Origin of the sequence: Janibacter limosus NBRC 16128 (genome assembly GCF_001570985.1) — a bacterium.
Classification (GTDB): domain Bacteria; phylum Actinomycetota; class Actinomycetes; order Actinomycetales; family Dermatophilaceae; genus Janibacter; species Janibacter limosus.
Window position 1 is genome coordinate 94516 of sequence record NZ_BCSS01000004.1, and the last position, 19647, is coordinate 114162.

At 69.3% G+C, this 19647-nt stretch carries 20 protein-coding genes; 16 read left to right on the forward strand and 4 right to left on the reverse strand.

What is annotated here, in order from left to right; all coding sequences use genetic code 11:
* Nucleotides 1–15: 15 nt before the first annotated feature.
* From infC to JLI01S_RS02585, 4 genes are read left to right on the forward strand one after another with little or no spacing between them, the layout of a single operon-like run.
* On the forward strand, nt 16–645 hold the full coding sequence (gene infC, locus JLI01S_RS02570; RefSeq protein WP_245634498.1) for a translation initiation factor IF-3: 630 nt from the start codon (nt 16–18) through the stop codon (nt 643–645).
* Nucleotides 646–687: 42 nt separating this feature from the next.
* On the forward strand, nt 688–882 hold the full coding sequence (gene rpmI / locus JLI01S_RS02575) for a 50S ribosomal protein L35 (protein ID WP_068259459.1): 195 nt from the start codon (nt 688–690) through the stop codon (nt 880–882).
* Nucleotides 883–922: 40 nt separating this feature from the next.
* Nucleotides 923–1306, forward strand: a complete 384-nt coding sequence (gene rplT / locus JLI01S_RS02580) for a 50S ribosomal protein L20 (RefSeq protein ID WP_068259462.1) — start codon at nt 923–925, stop codon at nt 1304–1306.
* A 56-nt stretch (nt 1307–1362) separates the two neighbouring features.
* On the forward strand, nt 1363–2127 hold the full coding sequence (locus JLI01S_RS02585) for a TrmH family RNA methyltransferase (protein ID WP_068259465.1): 765 nt from the start codon (nt 1363–1365) through the stop codon (nt 2125–2127).
* A gap of 63 nt (nt 2128–2190) precedes the next feature.
* On the opposite strand, the gene JLI01S_RS02590 is transcribed toward JLI01S_RS02585, so the two are convergent.
* Both JLI01S_RS02590 and JLI01S_RS02595 read right to left on the reverse strand, forming a co-directional pair.
* Nucleotides 2191–3747 carry a catalase gene (locus tag JLI01S_RS02590; RefSeq protein WP_068259470.1) on the reverse strand — a complete coding sequence of 519 codons (1557 nt, stop codon included), beginning with the start codon at nt 3745–3747 and terminating at the stop codon, nt 2191–2193.
* 40 nt (nt 3748–3787) lie between these two features.
* Complete coding sequence (locus tag JLI01S_RS02595) at nt 3788–4234, reverse strand: Fur family transcriptional regulator (RefSeq protein ID WP_281177443.1); 447 nt, start codon at nt 4232–4234, stop codon at nt 3788–3790.
* A gap of 96 nt (nt 4235–4330) precedes the next feature.
* Between JLI01S_RS02595 and JLI01S_RS02600 the strand changes: the two genes are divergently transcribed.
* The 11 genes from JLI01S_RS02600 to JLI01S_RS02650 all read left to right on the forward strand — a co-directional run bounded on the left by JLI01S_RS02600 (nt 4331) and on the right by JLI01S_RS02650 (nt 17179).
* A complete protein-coding gene (locus tag JLI01S_RS02600; protein WP_068259479.1) occupies nt 4331–5572 on the forward strand; it encodes a WXG100 family type VII secretion target in 1242 nt (413 codons plus the stop codon).
* Nucleotides 5573–5602: 30 nt separating this feature from the next.
* Nucleotides 5603–6697 (forward strand): phenylalanine--tRNA ligase subunit alpha, encoded by a 1095-nt coding sequence (gene pheS / locus JLI01S_RS02605; protein WP_068259482.1) that lies wholly within the window; start codon nt 5603–5605, stop codon nt 6695–6697.
* Nucleotides 6697–9216, forward strand: coding sequence for a phenylalanine--tRNA ligase subunit beta (pheT, locus tag JLI01S_RS02610; protein WP_068259488.1), 2520 nt, complete (start codon nt 6697–6699; stop codon nt 9214–9216). The genes pheS and pheT overlap by 1 nt, the downstream gene beginning before the upstream one ends.
* Nucleotides 9217–9298: 82 nt before the next feature.
* Nucleotides 9299–10342 carry an N-acetyl-gamma-glutamyl-phosphate reductase gene (argC, locus tag JLI01S_RS02615; RefSeq protein ID WP_245634499.1) on the forward strand — a complete coding sequence of 348 codons (1044 nt, stop codon included), beginning with the start codon at nt 9299–9301 and terminating at the stop codon, nt 10340–10342.
* Nucleotides 10339–11490, forward strand: coding sequence for a bifunctional glutamate N-acetyltransferase/amino-acid acetyltransferase ArgJ (gene argJ / locus JLI01S_RS02620; RefSeq protein ID WP_068259491.1), 1152 nt, complete (start codon nt 10339–10341; stop codon nt 11488–11490). The genes argC and argJ overlap by 4 nt, the downstream gene beginning before the upstream one ends.
* 9 nt (nt 11491–11499) lie before the next feature.
* Nucleotides 11500–12456, forward strand: a complete 957-nt coding sequence (gene argB / locus JLI01S_RS02625; RefSeq protein ID WP_068259494.1) for an acetylglutamate kinase — start codon at nt 11500–11502, stop codon at nt 12454–12456.
* Nucleotides 12453–13661, forward strand: a complete 1209-nt coding sequence (locus tag JLI01S_RS02630) for an acetylornithine transaminase (RefSeq protein WP_068259500.1) — start codon at nt 12453–12455, stop codon at nt 13659–13661. Before argB ends, JLI01S_RS02630 begins: the two co-directional genes overlap by 4 nt.
* Nucleotides 13658–14596, forward strand: coding sequence for an ornithine carbamoyltransferase (gene argF, locus JLI01S_RS02635; RefSeq protein WP_068259503.1), 939 nt, complete (start codon nt 13658–13660; stop codon nt 14594–14596). The genes JLI01S_RS02630 and argF overlap by 4 nt, the downstream gene beginning before the upstream one ends.
* Nucleotides 14593–15105, forward strand: coding sequence for an arginine repressor (locus JLI01S_RS02640; RefSeq protein ID WP_068259505.1), 513 nt, complete (start codon nt 14593–14595; stop codon nt 15103–15105). Before argF ends, JLI01S_RS02640 begins: the two co-directional genes overlap by 4 nt.
* Complete coding sequence (gene argH / locus JLI01S_RS02645) at nt 15102–16547, forward strand: argininosuccinate lyase (protein WP_068259515.1); 1446 nt, start codon at nt 15102–15104, stop codon at nt 16545–16547. Before JLI01S_RS02640 ends, argH begins: the two co-directional genes overlap by 4 nt.
* Nucleotides 16548–16549: 2 nt before the next feature.
* The gene (locus JLI01S_RS02650) at nt 16550–17179 is read left to right on the forward strand and encodes a DNA-3-methyladenine glycosylase (protein ID WP_068259517.1); all 630 of its coding nucleotides are present in this window, start codon (nt 16550–16552) and stop codon (nt 17177–17179) included.
* On the opposite strand, the gene bfr is transcribed toward JLI01S_RS02650, so the two are convergent.
* Together bfr and JLI01S_RS16550 are read right to left on the reverse strand one after the other, a co-directional pair.
* Nucleotides 17166–17654, reverse strand: coding sequence for a bacterioferritin (gene bfr / locus JLI01S_RS02655; protein WP_068259520.1), 489 nt, complete (start codon nt 17652–17654; stop codon nt 17166–17168). The genes JLI01S_RS02650 and bfr overlap by 14 nt on opposite strands.
* A complete protein-coding gene (locus tag JLI01S_RS16550; protein WP_369407364.1) occupies nt 17641–17940 on the reverse strand; it encodes a (2Fe-2S)-binding protein in 300 nt (99 codons plus the stop codon). Before JLI01S_RS16550 ends, bfr begins: the two co-directional genes overlap by 14 nt.
* A gap of 104 nt (nt 17941–18044) precedes the next feature.
* On the opposite strand from JLI01S_RS16550, the gene tyrS reads away from it, so the two are divergent.
* The gene (gene tyrS, locus JLI01S_RS02660; protein WP_068259548.1) at nt 18045–19304 is read left to right on the forward strand and encodes a tyrosine--tRNA ligase; all 1260 of its coding nucleotides are present in this window, start codon (nt 18045–18047) and stop codon (nt 19302–19304) included.
* Nucleotides 19305–19647 lie beyond the last annotated feature (343 nt).

A 19647-nucleotide genomic window follows, 5' to 3' on the forward strand; every position in this document is an offset into this window, starting at 1 on the left:
ATCCGCGTCCCTGAGGTGCGTTTGGTCGGCCCCAACGGGGAGCAGGTCGGCATCGTGCGCGTGGAGGATGCCCTCCGTCTCGCTGCAGAGGCTGACCTCGACCTCGTCGAGGTCGCGCCCATGGCCAAGCCTCCCGTCGCCAAGCTCATGGACTTCGGCAAGTACAAGTACGAAGCCGCCATGAAGGCGCGTGAGGCGCGCAAGAACCAGGTCAACACGGTCATCAAGGAGATCAAGCTCCGACCGAAGATCGACAGCCACGACTACGGCACCAAGAAGGGCCACGTCGAGCGCTTCCTGAGCGCCGGCGACAAGGTCAAGGTGACGATCATGTTCCGCGGCCGCGAGCAGTCCCGCCCCGAGCTGGGCTTCCGACTGCTGCAGCGTCTGGCCGAGGACGTCGTGGAGCTCGGCACGGTCGAGTCCGCGCCCAAGCAGGACGGGCGCAACATGATCATGGTGCTCGGCCCGACCAAGCGGAAGTCCGAGGCTCGCGCCGAGGCCCGCCGCAAGAAGGACGAGCAGAAGGCTGCCTCCGAGGCAGCCCCGGCGATCGAGTCCACCGAGGCCCCGGCTTCGGTGGAAGAGGCCGTCGAGGCTCCGACCCCGACGGAAGAGACCGTCGAGGCTCCGGCAGAGTCCTGAGCCGACCCAGACCAGCACAGCAACGACAAGGAGATCGGCGCCATGCCGAAGAACAAGACGCACTCCGGTGCGAAGAAGCGCTTCCGGGTCACCGGCTCGGGCAAGATCATGCGCGAGCGCGCCAACCACGTCCACAAGTTCCACGAGAAGAGCCCGCAGCACGCGCGTCGTCTCGCGAACGACGTCCTGGTCTCCAAGGCCGACACCAAGAAGATCAAGAAGCTGCTCGGTCGCTGACCTGAGCCTCTTGTCCATTCGAACTTAAAGGAGTACTCACGTGGCACGCGTGAAGCGGGCGGTCAACGCCCACAAGAAGCGCCGGGTTGTTCTCGAGCGCGCCAGCGGTTACCGGGGCCAGCGGTCCCGCCTCTACCGCAAGGCCAAGGAGCAGGTCACCCACAGTCTCGGGTACAGCTACCGTGACCGTCGGGCCCGCAAGGGCGACTTCCGTCGCCTGTGGATCCAGCGGATCAACGCCGGCGCCCGCGCCAACGGCATGACCTACAACCGCTTCATCCAGGGCCTGCGCGCCGCGGAGGTCGAGGTTGACCGCCGCATGCTCGCCGAGCTGGCCGTCAACGACGAGGCCGCCTTCGTGGCCCTCGTCGAGATCGCCAAGGCAAATGTGCCGGCGCAGGTCAATGCCAAGGTCGAGGCCTGAGCGACCACTTCGGACGCCGGGAGCGCCCAGCGCTGACCAACCCCTCCTCGGAGCGGGTGAAGTCGGTGCGCGGGCTCTCCCGGCGTTCTGTGCGTCGGCGCACCGGCCGGGTCCTCGTCGAGGGCCCGCAAGGAGTGCGCGAGGCCGTGCGGTTCGCTCCCGAGCGCATCCTCGACCTCTACGTCACCGCTGAGGCGGCGCACCGCTACGCGGACTTCGTCGAGCCGGCCCGCGCGGCCGGTGTCTTCGTCCACGAGGTGTCCGACGAGGTGCTGGCGGCCATGTGCGATGCCGACACCCCGCAGGGGACGGCCGCTGTCGTCGACTGGTCCGCGGCAGAGCTGACGCCGGTCCTCGACGCCCAGCCGCGCCTGCTCGTCCTGTTGACCCATGTGCGCGACCCCGGCAACCTCGGCACGGTCATCCGTGGCGCGGATGCGGCCGGTGCCGATGCCGTGCTCATCAGTGACGCGTCCGTGGACGTGACCTCGCCCAAGGTCGTGCGCTCGACGGCCGGTTCGCTCTTCCACCTGCCGGTCGTCACCGGGCTCGACATCGAGGAGACCCTCGCGACCCTCGGAGCAGCCGGCATCCGGCGCCTGGCCGCCGACGGTACGGGGGAGTCGACCATGGACGAGAGTGACCTGAGCGGTCCGCATGTGTGGGTCATGGGCAACGAGGCGTGGGGCCTCGAGCCCGGGACGCAGGCGGCGTGCGACGAGGTCGTGCGCGTGCCGATCCATGGTCGGGCCGAGTCGCTCAACCTCGCGATGGCGACGACGATCTGTCTCTACGCGTCGGCCCGGCAGCAACGCACCTGAGCTGACACGTGACGAAGGGAGTGGGACCAGCTGGTCCCACTCCCTTCGTCATCTCCGCGGGTGTCAGCCGGTGGGCGGCTGGGACTCGGAAAGGGTGTCGCCGATGTCGATGCCTCCATCGTCAGCGGCCGCCTTGCCCTCACGGATGCGCTGGCCGATGGTCGCGTCGATGCTCGTCCAGTACTCGAAGACCCGGGACAGGACGGGGTCCTCGACGCCACCGAGAGAGCCGACGACGGTCGCGACGAGGCGATCGCGCTGCGCATCGGTGAAGACCTCCCGCACAAGCGTGCCTGGCTGGCCGAAGTCGTCGTCCTCGGCGTGCAACTCGTAGGCGGAGCGGACCATCCGACCGTCGGCCTCCCACCCGTCGTCGACCGGGCCCTGGGTGTCGGCGGTCGGTCGGCCGAAGCTGTTGGTCTGGTAGACCGGCGCGTTGCCCGAGTGCTCGTAGCGCATCGGTCCGTCGAAGGAGTAGTGGTTCTCCTGCTCGACCGCGGGACGGTTGACGGGCAGCTGGTGGAAGTTCGGACCGATGCGCGCGCGGTGGGCGTCCGCGTAGGCGAAGACACGGCCCAGCAGCATCTTGTCGGGCGAGTACCCGATGCCCGGCACCGTGTTGCTCGGCGCGAAGGCCGCCTGGTCGATCTGGGCGAAGAAGTTGACCGGGTTCTCGTCGAGGGTCATGGTGCCGACCTCGATGAGGGGATAGTCCGAGTGCGGCCAGACCTTGGTCAGGTCGAAGGGGTTGAACCGGTAGGTCTTCGCGTCCTCGTAGGGCATGACCTGGATGGAGAGCTTCCACTGCGGGGCCTCGCCACGCTCGATCGCCTCGAAGAGGTCGCGACGGTGGAACTCGGCGTCCTGCCCGGCGATGCGGTCGGCCGCCTCGTTGGTGATGCCCTCGACACCCTGCTGGGTGTGGAAGTGGTACTTGACCCAGAACTTGTCACCAGCGGCGTTGACCCACATGTAGGTGTGGCTGCCGTAGCCGTTCATGTTGCGCCAGCTGCGGGGCAGACCGCGGTCACCCATGAGATAGGTGACCTGGTGGGCGGACTCGGGATTGTTGGTCCAGAAGTCCCACTGCATCGTCGCGTCACGCAGACCGCTGTCCGGCAGGCGCTTCTGGCTGCGGATGAAGTTGGGGAACTTCAGCGGGTCGCGCAGGAAGAAGATCGGGGTGTTGTTGCCGACGAGGTCGAGGTTGCCCTCGGAGGTGTAGAAGCGCAGCGCGAAGCCGCGCACGTCCCGCCAGGTGTCCGGGGAGCCGAGCTCTCCGGCGACGGTGGAGAAGCGGGCCAGCATCCGGGTGGTCGCACCCTGCTGGAAGACCGCTGCCTTGGTGTACTGCGAGACATCGGCGGTCGTCTCGAAGTGGCCGAAAGCACCGGCTCCCTTGGCGTGCGGACGACGCTCAGGGATGTTTTCGCGGTTGAAGTGCGCGAGCATGTCGACGAGGTGCGTGTCGTGCAGCAGCAGTGGACCGTTGCTGCCGACGGACAGGCTGTTGCGATCACTGACCGCAGGCGTGCCGTTGACCTGGGTCGACGGACCGGAGACGTCGAGCGTCCCTCGGGCATCGGACCGGGGCTGCGGGGTGGGAGGGGTGGTTGCCATGGCTGCTCCTCTTTCTCTGTGGGGTGGGGTGCAGTGCTGGTCAGTGAGCGGCGACCGCCATGGTCGCGCAGGTGGGGCAGATGCCCCAGTAGATGACCTCGGCCTCGTCGATCGCGAAGCCGTGGTCGTCGGCTGCCTCGAGGCACGGTGCCTTGCCGGGGGCGCACTCGACGTCGATCATCGTGCCGCAGGTGCGACAGACGAGGTGGTGGTGGTTGTCGCCGAGCTCCAGCTCGAAGCGTGCGGGGTGGCCAGCGGGCTCGAACTTGCGCACGAGACCGTTGGCGGCGAGCGCGGCGAGGATGTCGTAGACCGCCTGGGTGCTCACCGAGCCCAAACGATCCCGGGTGGCCCTGGCGATCGTGTCGACGTCTGCGTGCGGGATGGCCGACAACTCCCTCAGCACGGCGACCCGGGGGGCGGTCACGCGCAGGGAGTGGCCGCGGAGGAGGTCCGCGGCGGTCTGGGTCTCGATCATCGTGCTCATCACTACCCAGAATCCCACCAGAACTTGAATCAGTCAAGATAAGGGGGGAGTCGTCCCCATCGCGATCGGACGCTGGTCTCCCTATCGTGGAGCGTCATGAGCGTGAGTCACGGCAACGACCCCGAGATCCTCGATGGCATCGGTGATGCCTTGCGGGTGGAGGCGGAGCGGGTGCAGGGGATCGCGGGGTCGGGGACCTCGGGGCTTGCGGCGCTGGTGGAGTCGTGGGCCGGGGCTGATCTGGAGGTCTTCGACGCGAACTGGCGTGGGGCGCAGCAGCAGTTGGACGCGGCGGCTCAGCTGCTGCGGGCCGTGGCGGAGCGGGCCAAGGAGCAGGCGCAGCAGCAGCGTGAAGGCAGTGGCGAAGGGGGCCCGCGCGCCGTCGCCAGCCCGGTCGGTGGTGACAGGCTCGGTCTCGGCGTGGCGGTCGGTGCGAACGCGGTGTCCGAGCGCCCCGTGCCGTCGGACTTCACGCTGCCCGACGACTACGAGGACGGACCGAAGATCCCTTTCAGCAGCAAGAGCCAGGTGCCGCAAGGTCTGGCCTACAACGCCCGGGACGACGAGCTCGTCTACACGTTCTACGACGAGGACGACGACACCGACGGGGAGATCGTCTTCGTCGACCGCAAGACGGGCGAGGTCACGTCGCGAGTCCCCTTGGAGGGGCTGGACCACTACGGCGGTGTGTACGTCGCTGGCGACTACACGTATGTCGCCGGCGGCGGGGACACGCAGGTCTACCGGACTGACGAGCTGCGCGACCCCAGCACGGAGGAGATCGACAACCCTCTGGAGGTGATCACGGGGGAGGAGACCCTGACGCGCACTCTGCCACCGGTGCCCGTCGACACGATCGACACGCGGGCCCACTCGACGGTGACGGTCCATGACGGCCACCTTTACGTCACCCAGTTCACGAAGGACGACTCAGACCCGGGCGCCATGTACAAGTACGAGATCGGTCCGGACGGGAGCCCGACCGGCGACCCCGTGGGGACCTACCAGGTGCCACCGCAGACCCAGGGGGTCAGCTTCGACGAGGCGGGCAATGCCTACTACTCCTCGAGCTACGGTCGGGGCAACGAGTCGACGCTCACGCGGGTCTCCGCCGACGACTTCGCGAGGGACGGGGGGTGGACCGAGGACAACGGGTATGCCCGCACAATCCCCAACATGGCGGAGGGCTCGGTCATCATCGACGGGCAGCTCTACCAGCTGTACGAGTCGGGCGCCGACAAGTACGACGGCTACACCGGGCCGGACAAGGTCGTTGGGCTCGTCGCTGGTCAGCTCGACCCCCGCGACCGGCTCACCGTCCACGACCTGCGGAAGTAGCCCCCTTCGTCCCACGTAGACTCGGGCCTCGTGTCAGGACCCAACACCAACTACGACCCGGTCGAGGTCGCCGCGCTCGACCCACAGCTGATCGATGACGCCGTCCAAGCGGCCCTCGACGCCGCTGCGGGCGCCACGACCCTCGACGAGCTCAAGCGGATCCGCGGAGCGCACCAGGGGGACAAGAGCCCCCTCGCGCTCGCCAACCGCGAGATCGGCGCGCTCCCGCCGAGTGCCAAGGCCGAGGCCGGCAAGCGCGTGGGACAGGCCCGCGGGCAGGTGGGGCAGGCCTTCACGGCCCGCCAGGCCGAGCTCGAGGCCGAGCGTGACGAGCGGATCCTCGTCGAGGAGACCCTCGACCTGACCGTCCCGAGCCCGCACCAGCGCCTCGGCGCCCGGCACCCGATCAGCCTCGTCACCGAGCGGGTCGAGGACATCTTCGTCGGCATGGGCTGGGAGATCGCCGAGGGCCCCGAGATCGAGTCCGAGTGGCTCACCTTCGACGCGCTCAACATCGGTCCGGACCACCCGGCGCGCGGCGAGCAGGACACCTTCTTCGTCGAGCCGGCCGACGCGGGCGTCGTGCTGCGCACGCACACCTCGCCCGTGCAGATCCGCACGATGCTCGACCGCGAGCCGCCCATCTACGTCCTGTGCCCGGGCAAGGTCTTCCGCACCGACGACCTCGACGCGACGCACACCCCCGTCTTCCACCAGTTCGAAGGTCTCGTGGTCGACAAGGGCATCACGATGGCCCACCTGCGCGGGGCGCTCGACGCCTTCGTCCAGGGTCTCTTCGGCGAAGGCATCGTCACGCGACTGCGCCCCAACTACTTCCCCTTCACCGAGCCCAGCGCCGAGATCGACTGCCAGTGCTGGGTCTGTCGCGGTGAGGACTCCGCCTGCCGGACCTGCGGCGGCACCGGCTGGATCGAGCTGGGTGGCTCCGGCATGGTCAACCGCAAGGTCCTCGCGGCCAGCGGGATCGACCCGGACGAGTACACCGGCTTCGCCTTCGGTCTGGGCATCGAGCGCTCGCTCATGCTCCGCCACGGCGTCGCCGACATGCGCGACATCATCGAGGGAGACGTGCGCTTCTCGGCCGCGTTCGGGATGGAGATCTGATGCGGGCCCCCATCGAATGGCTGCGTGAGCTGACCGAGGTCGACCCCGAGGCGAAGGGAGCGGACGTCGCCGCCTCCCTCGTGCGGGTGGGCCTGGAGGAAGAGGGCATCTTCGGTGGCGAGATCACCGGTCCTCTCGTCGTCGGCAAGGTCCTCGAGCGCACGCCCGAGGAGCAGAAGAACGGCAAGACGATCAACTGGTGCCAGGTGGACGTCGGTGCCGCCAACGGCACGGGTGAGCCGCAGGGCATCGTGTGCGGCGCGCACAACTTCGACGTCGGCGACCTCGTCGCGGTGATCCTGCCCGGTGGTGTGCTCCCCGGGAACTTCGAGATCTCCGCGCGCAAGACCTACGGCCACGTGAGCGCCGGGATGATCTGCTCCGCGATGGAGCTCGGCCTGGGCGAGGATCACGATGGCATCATCGTGCTCACCGAGTACTTCGCCGACCGCTCCGAGACGCTGACGGGCCTGACCCCAGGGGATGACCTCATCCCCGTCTTCGGCCTGGACGCCGAGACCGTCGAGGTCAACGTGACCCCGGATCGTGGCTACTGCTTCTCCATGCGGGGGATCGCACGCGAGTACGCACTGTCGCAGGGGACTCCCTTCGTCGACCCGGCGGACCTGCCGATCGCCGACGCGACCGGGCCCGGTTACGAGGTCCGTCTCGCCGACGACGCTCCCGTCGACGGCGTGCCGGGCTGCGACCGCTATGTCGCGCGCATCGTCCGCGGGATCGACGCGAGTGCGTCGTCGCCCGAGTGGATGCAGCGCCGGCTCACCGAGGTCGGGATGCGCCCGATCTCGCTGGCCGTGGACGTCACCAACTACGTGATGATGCTGCTCGGCCAGCCCCTGCACGCCTTCGACCTCGACACCCTCTCGGGGGCCATCGAGGTGCGTCGCGCACGCGCCGGCGAAAAGCTGAAGACCCTCGACGACGTCGAGCGCACGCTGGACCAGGGCGACCTCCTCATCACCGATGGCGGCACGACGCCGCTGGCCATCGCCGGAGTCATGGGCGGTGAGACGAGCGAGGTCACCGCGTCGACGGTCAATGTCCTCGTCGAGGCCGCGCGCTTCGACCCGGTGTCGGTCGCACGGTCCGCCCGACGCCACCGCCTGGCGACCGAGGCCTCCAAACGCTTCGAGCGTGGGGTCGACCCGGCGGTCACTGCGGCCGCGGCCCAGCTGGCTGTCGACCTGCTCATCGAGTACGGCGGCGGCACGGCTGACCCGAGCGTCACCGACGTGGGTACGCCCGCGAAGCCGTCGACGATCACCCTCGACCCCATGCTGCCCACCCGCTACATCGGGCTGGACTACCCGCGCGACGAGGTCATCGCCAGCCTCACCGCGATCGGCTGCGTCGTGGCCGACGAAGGGGAGTCCCTCCTCGTCACTCCGCCCACCTGGCGTCCGGACCTGACCGACGGACCCGACCTGGTCGAGGAGGTCGCGCGCGTGCGCGGTTACGACCAGATCCCCTCGGTCGTGCCGCGTGCGTCTGCGGGACGCGGTCTGACCCACGAGCAGCGAGCCCGTCGCGTGGTCGCCCGCACCCTCGCGGCGACCGGCCTCGTCGAGGTGCTGTCCTACCCCTTCACCTCCTCGCAGCGCCATGACGACCTCGGTTACGCCGCGGACGACGTGCGTCGCGAGAGCGTGCGGCTGGCCAACCCGCTGCAGGACGAGGCGCCGCTGATGCGTACCTCGATCCTCGACACGCTGCTGGACACCCTGCGCCGCAATGTCTCTCGTGGTCAGCGCGATGTCGGGCTCTACGAGATCGGGCTGGTCACTGCAGGCGGGATCACCCCCCTTCCGCTGCCTCCGGGTGGGGTCAAGCCGGATGCCGAGACCCTCGCGCGGATCACCGGCGGTGTCCCGGCGCAGCCGCGCCACGTCGCCATCGCGGCGACGGGCGCAGCGTTGCCCGCAGGCCCGCACGGCGCCGCGCGCGCCGTCGACCCGACTGATGTCGTCGGCTGGGCGCGTGCGCTCGGAGCGGCCATCGGCGTGGAGCTGGGCGTCGAGGCGGCGCAGCGCACCCCCTTCCACCCCGGCCGGTGCGTCGCGGTGTCGCTGCCCGGCGGTGGCATCGTGGGGCACGCCGGCGAGCTGCACCCCAAGGTGTGTGCACAGCTGGAGCTGCCGGAGCGCACGGTCGCTGCCGAGCTCGATCTCGACGCGATCGTCGCCGCCTCGGGTGAGCCGGTACGCCCCGCCCAGCTGTCGACCCAGCCGGTGGCCAACACTGATGTCGCACTCGTCATCGACGAGGGCGTCCCGGCCGCTGTCGTCGCCGCGGCGCTGCGCTCGGGTGCTGGGGAGGACCTGGAGTCCCTCACCCTCTTCGACGTCTACCGAGGCGAGCAGGTCGGTGAGGGGCGCAAGTCCCTGGCCTATCGTCTGACCTTCCGCGCCGACCGGACGCTCAAGACCGACGAGGTCAGCGCCTTGCGCGACAAGGCGGTCGCTGCCGCGACCAGCGCCACGGGAGCCCAGCAGCGCTGATCCACCCGCACGGAGGCCGCATCCCGGGACCGGGGTGCGGCCTTCTTGCATGGAACCACGTGACTGCGTATGGTCATGCATTGTGATCACAGCAGCCATCGCCGGAGCCAGCGGCTACGCGGGAGCCGAGATCGCTCGGCTCCTTCTGGCCCACCCAGAGGTCGAGATCGGGGCCCTGACCGCATCAGGCAACGCGGGAGTGCGCATGGGCGATCTCGCCCCGCACCTGCAGCCCCTCGCCGACCGCATCCTGCAGCCCACCGACGTGCAGACCCTCGCTGGTCACGACGTCGTCTTCCTCGCGCTGCCGCACGGTCACTCGGCCGCGATCGCGCAGCAGCTGCCGGAGGACGTGGCGATCATCGACTGCGGCGCCGACTTCCGCCTCGATGACGAGCAGGACTGGGCCGACTACTACGACACCCCCTTCGCCGGCACCTGGCCCTACGGCCTGCCGGAGCTGGTCAAGGCCGGGGGAGGCAAGCACCGTGAGGACCTCGTCGGAGCCCGGCACATCGCCGTTCCCGGCTGCTACCCGACGGCGGTCAGCCTGGCCCTCGCGCCGGGGCTCGCGGCGGGTGTCATCGAGCCGCAGGACATCGTCGTCGTGGCGGCCTCCGGCACCTCAGGTGCCGGACGCTCCGCCAAGCCGCACCTCATCGGGGCCGAGGTCATGGGTGCGATGAGCCCCTACGGCGTCGGCGGGGGACACCGCCACACCCCCGAGATCCAGCGCAACCTCAGCGTGGCCGCTGGTGCGGACGCCACCGTCTCCTTCACCCCGACCCTGGCGCCGATGCCTCGCGGGATCCTCGCGACGACCACGGCGAGGGTGATCCCCGGCACGGACGCCGCGACCGTGCGGGCCGCATGGGAGAGCGCCTATGCCGACGAGCCGTGCGTCCACCTCCTGCCGGAGGGACAGTGGCCCCACACCGGCAGCGTGCTCGGCTCCAACCTCGTCCACGTCCAGGTCACCCTCGACGAGCGCAGCGGCCGGGTCATCGCGATCGCCGCCGAGGACAACCTGACCAAGGGCACCGCCGGCGCCGCCGTGCAGTCCATGAACCTCGCCCTCGGTCTGCCCGAGACCACCGGGCTGCCGATGACAGGAGTGGCACCGTGAGCACGACGACTCCCGCAGGATTTCGCGCCACCGGCGTGACCGCCGGTCTCAAGGCGAGCGGTCGCTCGGACGTGGCCCTCGTCGTCAACGACGGCCCCGACCACCACGCCGCTGCGGTCTTCACGACCAACCGGGTCGAGGCCGCACCCGTGACATGGTCGCGTCAGGTCGTGGCCGACGGTCGCGCGGACGCCGTCATCCTCAACTCCGGTGGCGCCAACGCGATCACCGGTGGTCAGGGCTTCCAGGACACCCACGCCACCGCGGAGCACACGGCGCAGCTCCTAGGGATCGCCGCCGGTGATGTCGTCGTGTGCAGCACCGGTCTCATCGGCGAGCTGCTCCCGATGGACAAGCTGACCGCCGGCGTGACCGCTGCCGCGACGTCCCTCGACGCCGGAGGAGGAGCGGCCGCCGCTGAGGCGATCATGACCACCGACACCGTGCCCAAGACGGCCTCGACGACCCGCGACGGGTGGAGCGTCGGAGGCATGGCCAAGGGCGCAGGCATGCTCGCGCCCGCGCTGGCCACGATGCTCGTCGTCATCACGACCGATGCCGTGACGAGCGCCGAGGACCTCGATGCGGCCCTGCGCGAGGCGACCCGGACCACCTTCGACCGGATCGACTCCGACGGGTGCATGTCGACCAACGACACCGTCGTGGTGATGGCGTCGGGCGCCTCCGGTGTGTCCGTCGACCGTGCAGAGCTCACCGAGGCGATCCGTGAGGTCAGTGCCGACCTGGCCCGCCAGCTCATCGGCGACGCCGAGGGCGCCGCCCACGACATCGAGATCGTCGTGCGCAATGCCGCGAGCGAGGAGGACGGCCTCGAGGTCGCCCGCAGCATCGCGCGCAACAACCTCTTCAAGTGCGCCATCTTCGGCAAGGACCCCAACTGGGGCCGCGTCCTGGCGGCCGTCGGGACGACCACGGCGGCCTTCGAGCCCGCGCAGCTGGACGTGTCGATGAACGGCATCCAGGTCTGCCGATCGTGCGGCGTCGGTGAGGACCGCTCCCTCGTCGACCTCGACCAGCGCGAGGTGCGCGTCGAGGTCGACCTGCACGCCGGCGCCCACGAGGTGACGGTCTGGACCAACGACCTCACGCACGACTACGTCCTGGAAAACTCCGCCTACTCCACCTGAGGACGAGCGATGCCTGACACCTCCACCCTGCGCGGCGCCATCGACGCGGCCGCCCTGCGGGTCGCCCAGTCCAAGGCGACCACCCTCGTCGAGGCGCTGCCGTGGCTCGAGCGGTTCCGCGGAGCCCTTGTCGTCATCAAGTACGGCGGCAACGCGATGACCGACGACGCACTCAAGGCGGCCTTCGCCGAGGACATCGTCTTCCTGCGTTATGCCGGCCTGCGTCCCGTCGTCGTCCACGGCGGTGGCCCGCAGATCCAGGCGATGCTCGACCGCCTCGGTCTCGAGAGCGAGTTCAAGGGTGGCCTGCGCGTCACGACCCCCGAGGTCATGGAGGTCGTGCGGATGGTCCTCACGGGTCAGGTCGGGCGCGAGCTCGTCGGCCTGCTCAACCAGCACGGCCCCGTGGCCGTCGGACTGTCGGGCGAGGACGCCGGCCTCTTCGGTGGTCGGCGCAAGCACGTGACCATCGACGGCGAGCCCGTGGACATCGGTCTGGTCGGCGATGTCGAGTCGGTCAACCCGGCAGCAGTCCTGGACATCCTCGACGCCGGTCGCATCCCGGTCGTGTCGACGATCGCTCCCGACCTGGACGTCGACGGGCAGGTCCTCAATGTCAACGCCGACACCGCTGCAGCAGCCCTGGCCGTCGCCCTGCGGGCCCACAAGCTGGTCGTCCTCACCGACGTCGACGGGGTCTACGCCGACTGGCCCGACCGTGACTCGCTCCTGTCGCACCTCACCGCCTCGGGCGCCCGCGACCTGCTGACGCGCGTCGACTCCGGGATGATCCCCAAGCTCGAGGCGTGCATCCGGGCCGTCACCGAAGGCGTCCCGCAGGCGCACGTCGTCGACGGGCGCCAACCACACTCGATGCTCCTGGAGCTCTTCACCTCCGAGGGCTTCGGCACGATGGTCCTGCCCGACGAGCAGGACGACGACCAGGGCGAAGGGAGCCCGTCATGACTGAGATCTCCGCCTCCCACCAGGCGCTGCTGGAGCGCTACCGCGCCAGCCACATCGGCGTCTTCGGCCTGCCCGGTCTCGTCGTCACTCGGGGTGAGGGCCCGTACATCTGGGACGTCGACGGCAACCGCTACCTCGACCTCCTCGGTGGCATCGCCGTCAACGCGCTCGGGCACGGTCACCCGGAGCTCGTCGCCGCGATCTCCAAGCAGGCCGGAGAGCTCGTCCACGTCAGCAACTTCTTCACCACGCAGGCGCAGATCGAGGCCGCCGAGGCGGTGCTGCGCATCGCGCAGGCTCCACAGGGCTCGGGCGTCTTCTTCTGCAACAGCGGTTCCGAGGCCGTCGAGACGGCGATCAAGCTCTCGCGCCGCACCGGCCGTACCGGCATCGTCGCCGTCGGCGGTGCCTTCCACGGTCGGACCACCGGCGCTGTGAGCCTGACCCACAAGGAGGCCTACCGGGCCCCCTTCGAGCCACTGCTTCCCGGGGTCTCGCACGTCGCTCCGGGTGATGTCGAGGCACTGCGGGCCGCTGTCGGTCCCGACACCGCGATGGTCCTGCTCGAGCCGATCCAGGGTGAGGCCGGTGTCGTCGCCCCACCAGCGGGCTACCTCGCCGCCGCGCGCGAGATCACCCGTGAGGCCGGCGCCCTGCTCGTGCTCGACGAGATCCAGACCGGCATCGGCCGCACGGGGGCATGGTTCGCGCACCAGCTCGAGGGCGTCATCCCCGACGCGATCACCATCGCCAAGGGGCTCGGCGGGGGAGTGCCCATCGGGGGTCTCGTCACCTTCGGTCCCGAGGTGACCGGTCTGCTCACCGCGGGTCAGCACGGCTCGACCTTCGGCGGCAACCCGCTGGCGTGCAGCGCCGCACTCGCAGTCCTGGCGACCATCGAGTCCGAGGGCCTGATCGAGCACGCCGTCGTTGCGGGAGACTTCCTCGTCGACCGCGTCGAGGCTCTCGAGCACCCGCTCGTCACCGGGGTGCGCGGGGCCGGGTTGCTGCGGGCCATCACCCTTGCCGAGCCGATCGCTCCAGTGGTCGCACTCCTCGCCCGCAGCCACGGCTTCATCGTCAACCCCGTCGCCCCGGACGCGCTGCGCCTCGCGCCGCCGCTCGTCATCACCAACGAACAGCTCGCCACCTTCGTCGACGCCCTCCCGGCGATCCTCGACGAGGCGTCCAAGGAGTCCGCATGACCGTCCGCCACCTGCTCGCCGACGACGACCTCACCGCGCAGGAGCAGAGCGAGGTCCTCGACCTGGCCGCTGCCCTCAAGGCCGACCATCACGCAGAGCAGCCGCTCGCCGGCCCGCGTGCCGTTGCGATCATCTTCGACAAGCCGACCCTGCGCACCCAGCTCTCCTTCACGACGGGGGTCGCCGAGCTCGGCGGGTACCCGATGGTCGTCGACGGCAACCTCGCCCAGATCGGTACGCGTGAGTCGGTCGCCGACGTCGCCCGAGTCGTCGGACGTCAGGTCAGCGCGATCGTGTGGCGCACGCACGGGCAGGACCGTCTGCAGGAGATGGCCGACCACGTCGACGTGCCGGTGGTCAATGCCCTGACCGACGACTACCACCCCTGCCAGCTGCTCGCTGACCTGCTGACCATCCGGGAGCACAAGGGCGCCACCGCGGGCCGCGCCATCGCCTATGTCGGCGACGGGGCCAACAACATGTCCCACTCCTACCTGCTGGCCTGTGCCCTCGCCGGCATGCACGTGCGCATCGGCACGCCGGCCACGCACCAGCCGTCCGCAGACGTGCTCGCCCGGGCCGAGCGCATTGCCGGTGAGCAGGGCGGTTCCGTGCTCGTCACGGACGACCCGGTCGCTGCGGTGACCGGTGCGGACGTCGTCGCCACCGACACCTGGGTGTCCATGGGGATGGAGGGCGAGAAGGGTGACCGCACCGGTCAGTCCTCGCCCTTCGCCCCCTTCGCCGTGACCCGCGAGCTCATGTCGCAGGCTGCCGGCGACGCCATCGTCCTGCACTGCTTGCCCGCCTACCGTGGTCTCGAGATCGCGGCCGAGGTCATCGACGGCGAGCAGTCGGTCGTCTGGGACGAGGCCGAGAACCGGCTCCACGCCCAAAAGGCACTTCTCACCTTCCTGCTGCGCGCCTCGTCATGATCGGGGCGACCCGGCCGGGCCGACAGGCCCGGATCATCGAGTTGTTGCGCGAGCACGCCGTGCGCAGCCAGCCGGAGCTGCTGGCGCTGCTCGCCGACGACGGCATCGAGGTCACCCAGGCGACTCTCTCCCGGGACCTGCTCGAGCTGCGCGCGGAAAAGGTGCGGGTCGGTCGCGACCTCGTCTATGCGATCCCCGGCGAAGGGGGTGACCGCACCCCTCGTGCGGCCGTGGACCCTGCAGAGTTCGACGGCCGGCTGCGCAGGCTGTGCGAGGAGCTGCTCGTCACCGCACGAGCGAGCGCCCAGCTCGTCGTCGTCCGCACACCACCCGGTGCGGCCAACTACCTCGCCTCGGCGATCGACCACGCGCGCCTGCCCGAGGTGCTCGGAACGATCGCGGGGGATGACACGATCATGATCATCACCGGCGGGCCCGACCAAGGGGTCGCCCTCACCACACAGCTGCTGGGGCTTGCCCAGACCACCGACAGCCAGGAGGCACCGTGAGCCAGGACCAGAACGCGACGTCCGAGCGGGTGAGTCTGTGGGGCGGTCGCTTCGCCGGCGGTCCGAGCGACGCACTCGCGGCGCTCAGCAAGTCGACGCACTTCGACTGGCGGCTGGCTCCCTATGACATCGCCGGCTCCCGCGCCCACGCACGCGTGCTGCACGGCGCGGGCCTGCTCGACGACTCGACCCTCGAGGCGATGCTGGCCGCACTGGCCGTCCTGGCAGCCGATGTCGAGTCGGGGGCCTTCGCCCCGGCCGAGGACGACGAGGACGTGCACACGGCCCTCGAGCGCGGACTCATCGAGCGCGCGGGTGCCGACGTGGGCGGTCGGTTGCGCGCGGGACGCTCCCGCAACGACCAGGTCGCCACGCTCTTTCGGATGTACCTGCGCGACCACGCCCGCATCGTCTCGGGGCTGATCCTCGACGTGGTGCAGGCGCTCGTCGACCAGGCCCGCACGCACCTCGACGTGGCGATGCCCGGACGCACCCACCTGCAGCATGCCCAGCCGGTGCTGCTGAGCCACCACCTGCTCGCGCACGCGTGGCCGCTGCTGCGTGATGTCCAGAGGTTCGTCGACTGGGATGCCCGGACCTCGCTCAGCCCGTACGGCTCCGGCGCGCTGGCCGGCTCCTCGCTGGGTCTGGACCCCGAAGCCGTGGCCGCCGACCTCGGATTTGCCGGATCGATCGACAACTCGATCGACGGGACGGCCTCGCGTGACTTCGTGGCGGAGTTCTGCTTCGTCGCGGCGATGACGGCGGTCGACATCTCCCGTCTGGCCGAGGAGGTCATCCTCTGGGCGACCAAGGAGTTCTCCTTCGTCACGCTCGACGATGCCTTCTCGACCGGGTCGAGCATCATGCCGCAGAAGAAGAACCCCGACGTCGCCGAGCTCGCTCGGGGCAAGGCCGGACGTCTGGTCGGTGACCTCGCCGGTCTGATGACGACGCTCAAGGCACTGCCGCTGGCGTACAACCGTGACCTGCAGGAGGACAAGGAGCCGGTCTTCGACGCGGTCGACACGCTCGAGGTCCTGCTGCCGGCCTTCGCCGGGATGATGGCGACGATGACCTACCACGGTGAGCGGATGGCATCCCTTGCGCCGCAGGGCTTCTCGCTCGCCACCGACATCGCAGAGTGGCTGGTGCGCGAGGGCGTCCCCTTCCGCATCGCCCACGAGGTCGCCGGCGCCTGCGTGCAGGTGTGCGAGGAGCGCGACATCGAGCTGTGGGACCTGAGTGACGAGGACCTCGCCGGTATCAGCGAGCACCTGACACCAGGGGTGCGCGAGGTGCTCTCGGTCGACGGCTCCCTCGGATCGCGTGACGCCAAGGGCGGCACTGCGCCGGTCCGCGTCGCCGAGCAGCTTGCCGACGCAGCCTCACTCCTTGACGAGCTCGGCGCGTTCGCGGCGAGCCGGATCGTGGCGCGCTGACGGTGGCGGCACGAGGGCGCCGGTGGGCCAGGGAGGACCTGGCCGGCGACCCCCTGCTCGTCGCGCGTGCCCTGCTCGGGGCACATCTCGTCGCGGGACCTGTGACGCTGCGACTCACCGAGGTCGAGGCCTACTGGGGGAGCAAGGACCCCGGCTCGCACGGCTACCGAGGGATGACGCCGCGTACCGAGGTGATGTTCGGCCCGCCGGGACATCTTTACGTCTACCGCTCCTACGGCATCCACTGGTGCGCCAACATCGTCTGCGGAACCGCGGGTGAGTGCGCGGCCGTGCTGGTGCGTGCGGGCGAGGTCGTGGGCGGCCACGATGTCGTGGCTGCGCGGCGACCCGAGGTGCGTGAGCGGGACTGGGCTCGTGGGCCGGGTCGACTCACCAAGGCGCTCGGGCTCGTGGGGGAGGACAACGGGGCAGCGCTCGTCGGGCGGGGCGCTCCCTTCGCGCTGTACGGACCGAGCACGCCCCCGGCTGACGCCGTGGTCCGCACCGGACCCCGGGTGGGCGTCTCCGGTCCCGGTGGGGACGGCACGGCCTACCCGTGGCGATACTGGATCGACGGCGAGCCGACGGTCTCGGTGTACCGCCCCGGCAAGCCGCGGATCAGACGGGGTTGACCCCCACGTCGACCTGCTGGGCGAGATAGTTCTCGAGCCCGACGCGGACGATCGCATCGAGCTGTGCCTCGAACCAGTCGGCGTGACGCTCTTCGTCGCGTGCCATCTCCTCGAAGATCGCCGCCGTGGCGTGGTCACCGAGCTCATGACACTCGTGCGCGGCCGCGTTGAACTGCTTGACGGCGACGATCTCGCTGGCCAACGCCAGATCGAGCATCTCCTTGGCGTCCTCACCGATCTGGATGTTGTTGAGCTTCTGGACATTGGGGTGGCCGTCGAACATGAGGATGCGCTCGATGAGCTCGTCGGCGTCCTTCATCTCGCCGATCGACAGGTCGTAGAAGACCTTGCCCAGGCGTGGCAGTCCCCAGTTGTCGAGCATGCGCGCATGGAGGAAGTAGCCGTTGACGACGGTCAGCTCAAGGGTGAGTGCCTCATTGAGGAGAGTGATGACTCGGGGATCAACTGGCTGCACGGTCTACCTCCGCGGACGTGGTGACGAGACCGTGATCGGCCTCACTCCCCACACTCTCGCAGAGGATGCGCCGTACTGAGAAGACACAGGCACCGCAATCGCGGCCGGCGCCGGTGCTGGCGCAGACCCGGGAGAGGGTCGTGGCGCCGGCAGCCGCGGCTGCCGCGATCTGTTGATCGCCGACGACGGCGCAGTGGCACACGATCACGAGACTCTCCCTTCGCGGTAACTGAGGTGAGGCATACCTTATCCCGACGAAGGGAGGGTCTGTCACCGGGTGTTCCACATGGCGGACCGGTGCGCCTCCGGGGGAGTGGCCGGGCGCGTGGCAGGCTGTGTGGGGGCTGGCAAATCGTGCGCCCCGACGACCCGGAAGGACCGATGACAACCGTGACGGACATCCTCGACGAGCTGCAGTGGCGTGGACTGGTAGCCCAGACCACAGATGAGGCCGCCCTGCGACAAGCCCTCGCCGACGGACCTCTCACGTTGTATTGCGGCTTCGACCCGACAGCGCCGTCCCTGCACTTCGGCAATCTTGTGCAGTTGATCCTCCTGCGACACCTGCAGCAGGCAGGTCACCGGGTGATCTGTCTCGTCGGGGGTTCGACCGGGCTCATCGGAGACCCGCGCCCGAGCGCCGAGCGGGTGCTGAAGACCAAGGAGCAGACCGCTGAGTGGGTCGGCCGCATCCAGGAGCAGGTGCGTCCCTTCCTCGCCTTCGAGGGCGACAACGCGGCGATCACCGTCAACAACCTCGACTGGACTGCGCCGATGTCCGCGTTGGACTTCTTGCGTGATGTCGGCAAGTACTTCCGCGTCAACCAGATGGTCCGCAAGGACGCCGTGGCCGCACGACTCAAGAGCGATGAGGGCATCTCCTACACGGAGTTCAGCTACCAGATCCTCCAGGGCCTCGACTTCCTCCAGCTCTTCCGCGAGTACGGCTGCACGCTGCAGACCGGGGGGCAGGACCAGTGGGGCAACCTCACCGCAGGCTCCGACCTCATCCACCGGGCCGAAGGGAAGTCGGTCCACCTGCTGACGACCCCCCTGATCACCGATGCCAACGGCAACAAGTTCGGTAAGTCCGAGGGCAACGCGGTCTGGCTCGACGGCGAGATGACCAGTCCGTACGCCTTCTACCAGTACTGGCTCAACATCGAGGACGCCTCGGTGATCAAGTTGCTCAAGGTCTTCACCGACCGCGGGCGCGAGGAGATCGGCGAGCTCGAGCGTCTCGTCGCTGACGAACCCTTCCGGCGCGCTGCCCAGCGGGTCCTGGCCGCAGACGTCACCACACTCGTGCACGGTGCCGAGGCGACGGCCTCGGTGCAAGCTGCGTCGGAGGCCCTCTTCGGCAAGGGGGATCTGCGTGCACTTGACGAGCACACCCTCGTCGACGCGACGAGGGAGCTGCCGGGCGCCGATGTCCCGGTCGGCACCGGTCTCCTCGACGCCCTGGTCGCGACCGGTCTGGTCGACTCCAAGAAGGCTGCCCGCCGGGCCATCAGTGATGGCGCGGTCTCGATCAACGGGGACAAGGTCTCGGAGGAGTCGCACATCCTGAGCCCGGGGGAGTACCTGCACGGTCGAGTGGCTCTGCTGCGTCGCGGCCGCAAGAACTTGGCTGCCGCACGCCAGTCCTGACCCATGTGACAGCTCTTGTCGGGGGCGGAACCGCCGGAATTCCGGGGGATCCGCCCCCGATTTGGCGCAACGGCCAACGGTGACCTAATGTTCTCGATGTCAGCCCGAGAGGGAGGAACGGACACCAAGTGGCAGCCCTTGCAGGGTTGCACCAAGTAGGCCGGTCCCGCCGAGCTGATTCCCAATCTGAGTGATCGTTTTCGGGCATTTCGGTGCTGATGGAAGCGACTTGGAGGCACTGCGGTTCGGCTGCTAGTGTGGGAGATCGCCGCAGGGCGAAGATGCGTTGGTTGGCCTCGCCAGGCCAAGGAGCGGGTTTGACTCTGTAGCGACAACGGTAGTA